The sequence below is a fragment of the Paraburkholderia sp. genome (genome assembly GCF_035948235.1).
Taxonomy (GTDB): Bacteria; Pseudomonadota; Gammaproteobacteria; order Burkholderiales; family Burkholderiaceae; genus Paraburkholderia.
This window is the reverse complement of record NZ_DASZJJ010000289.1, coordinates 1-2,760: the sequence shown is the minus strand read 5'-3', so window position 1 is coordinate 2,760 and position 2,760 is coordinate 1. Positions and strand designations below refer to the sequence as shown.

The 2,760-nt window shown below is 61.3% G+C and carries 3 protein-coding genes and 1 pseudogene; 2 read left to right on the top strand and 2 right to left on the bottom strand.

Annotation, left to right across the window (positions count from 1 at the left end; all coding sequences use genetic code 11):
• A partial coding sequence (locus VG320_RS25280) for a hypothetical protein (RefSeq protein WP_327202799.1) occupies positions 1–266 on the bottom strand: 266 nt, incomplete at its 3' end.
• A gap of 352 nt (positions 267–618) precedes the next feature.
• Here VG320_RS25280 and VG320_RS25275 point away from each other — a divergent pair.
• Positions 619–1,380, top strand: coding sequence for a YkgJ family cysteine cluster protein (locus VG320_RS25275; protein WP_327202798.1), 762 nt, complete (start codon positions 619–621; stop codon positions 1,378–1,380).
• 39 nt (positions 1,381–1,419) lie between these two features.
• On the opposite strand, the gene VG320_RS25270 is transcribed toward VG320_RS25275, so the two are convergent.
• Positions 1,420–2,568 (bottom strand): GGDEF domain-containing protein, encoded by a 1,149-nt coding sequence (locus tag VG320_RS25270; RefSeq protein ID WP_327202797.1) that lies wholly within the window; start codon positions 2,566–2,568, stop codon positions 1,420–1,422.
• A gap of 107 nt (positions 2,569–2,675) precedes the next feature.
• Here VG320_RS25270 and VG320_RS25265 point away from each other — a divergent pair.
• A pseudogene (locus VG320_RS25265) lies at positions 2,676–2,760 on the top strand (IS5/IS1182 family transposase); the annotation flags it as partial.

The window sequence follows — 2,760 nt, the reverse complement described above, 5'->3', positions numbered from 1 at the left end:
CGGCCAAGCAGACCGATCTGCGCCGTGCCAATATCGAGGCCCGAATAGATGACCGTATTCAGCGAATGCAGGACGAACAGCGCAGATCCGATGACAACAGCAAACAGCACGAGCAGCGCGCCGAAACCCACAGTGAGACGCGTCCCCACTCCAAGTCGCGAAAGTTGCATAAGAGACAAATCCTTTGAATTAAAAAATTGTCTCTTCCATTCACTGTCGCCGCCTGGGCCTGGGCTGTCGTTTTTCCAATCGTTCTGGCGGCGCATGCCCTATTCATTGCGCGCGAAACGACTATCGCAGCGCGACGCTTATTTTTGCTCGTCGCCGTGACAGCCGGACTATCGGCACCTGAAAGTAAAACTTTAGTTAAAAATTCGAAGGTGAATGCTTAACGGGATCAGAACGCGCAGGAACGTGCATTTTCTGAGGCAATTTGACAGGTATTTCAGCAGATCGGCTCAATGGGCTGAGGAATACATGGATGCTGACAAGGTTGTAATGCTCAAGCCCCAAACTAACCCCTAATCTCCCTGCAGATCCTTACTTCGACTTACCGCAAACCGCGCTATCGTTCAGTCTGACGCGGCTTGTCAGCTCGCGAATACAAGGATCCCCGCGTTGGACAGTACCCATTTCGATTGCGCGCGCTGCGGCAAATGCTGCACCGACCTGCGCCTGCCGCTCACTTTCCCCGAAGCCGTTCGCTGGCTGCAACGCGGCGGACAAGTGGATTTACTGTGCGAAGCCCTGCCGTGGCCCGTCGAGCCGGAGGCCGACAACGCCTACGCCGCCTATAAGCGCAAGCGCACTTTCGCGGCCAATAGCGGCGAATTACCGATTCGAGTGGGCGTTACGCTGGCCGCGACGTTCACCGGCCCCTGCCCGAATCTCGGCGAGGCCATGCGTTGCGGCATTTATGAAGAGCGGCCGCTTGTGTGCCGCGTGTACCCCGCCGAGATCAATCCGTTCTTTGCCTTGAAGCCGGAATTCAAACTCTGCCCCGACGAGGCGTGGCAGGCGCCGACGCCTTTCGCCATTGACGGCGTATTGATCGATGCCGTCACGCGCGATGCGATCGATGCAAGCCGCCGCGCCGATGAAGCGGCCGTCGAGATGAAACGCGCACTTTGCGAGCGTCTGGGACTCGATAAAGCCTCGGTCGCCAACGAAGGCTTCGTGATCGTGACGCCCCCGCGCGAGCGCCTGCTTGAAGCACTAATCGATGTCCAGCAGGAAGCGCTGGCGCACGAAGCGGCGCCACAGCCGTGGACGTTCGTATCGAACCGCCGCGCAACGGTGGATACGCTGCTTGAAGTGGGCGCGCTCGGCGCAATGGATGTCGATGCAACCCGTGAAGGTTGCCAGTACATAGGTCTTTAAAGGCCGCCTTTAAAACAAGGCTTTAAACCGCGCTTTAAATCAAGCCTGCGCGTCTGCCTCGTCAGGCGAGGCACCGACTTCATCGTCGTGCTCCGCAAACACGATCCGGTTACGGCCTGAGCGTTTCGCGCGGTAGAGCGCGCCGTCGGCGGCGTCGATCAGCGCGCGGGCCGCAGCGCCTTTGTCCGCTGTCGTCCCCGGCGTGACGGCTACGCCGATCGACAGCGTGACCGGTACTTCCCTGCCGTCGTTATCGCGCACGACCAGCGCTTCCACGGCGCGGCGCACGCGCTCCGCCACCACATTCGCGTTGGCGCGGTCGCCTTGCAGCACGGCGACAAACTCCTCTCCGCCAAAGCGCGCAACCGTTTCGCCCAGCCGCACTGCGGCGCGGATACACGCGCCCACGGCAGCCAGCGCGCGATCGCCCACCGCGTGACCGTGCGTGTCGTTCACCAGCTTGAAGTAGTCGAGATCCATGAAAAGGCACGCGACGGACACCGCATGGCGCGCGGCGCGCTGCAACTCCTCTTCCAGCCGCATTTCGAAGTATCGACGGTTGGGCAGTCCCGTCAGCGAATCGGTCATACCCAGATGCTTCAACTGCTCGCGCTGCGCGACATTGACCAGACCCGCACTGACGAAACCGGCGAAGCGCGCCAGCAGATCGGTCGCCATGCCTTCGACGAAGCGCTCGCTGCTCTCGCTCACAAGGCTCAGATAGCCGAGCAGTCCGGAACGGTGACGCAACGGCAGGATTGCCGCGCTCGCGTTCTGCGGCGTCGCGCCAAGCAGCGTCGCGCGGACTTCCTCGCTCAAGTTCTCCACCGGGCCGAGTTGCGGCGCCGTCTCAGACAGATCCAGGCCCGCCGTGCGCCCCCAGCGCAGTTGCTCGCTCGCCGGCGCGGACTGCGCGACGGCGGCATGCAGTTCGGCAGCCAGGCGCGCGCCGTCGTCGAGCCAGAGTGTCGCCGCGCACAGGTCGAACACCTGCGCGAGTTCGACCGTGAGGATCTCGAGAAAGGCGGCGAAATCCTCAGCCTCGATAAGGCGCAGTTCGATCTGCTGGAAGCGCTGCAGCGCACGCTCGTTGCGCTGGACGGTGTTCACGAGCGAACGCAGGCGCTCGCCGATGTTGAACGACTCGGTAGTCGACTCGCTAATCGGCTCGTTGGTTGATTCGGTCACAGGAGCACCGGATGTGGATACCCCTGCTTATCGGCAATTCTGCTATGCGGCTTTAGAGTCGCTAACACAACCTGGACATCAAGCCATGGACGCAATATCCTGGCGACATGGCAAGACGAAAAATCAGTAATGAATTGTGGGCGGCGCTGGAACCGCTGATTCCGGTGTTCACGCCGTCGCCCAAAGGCGGAC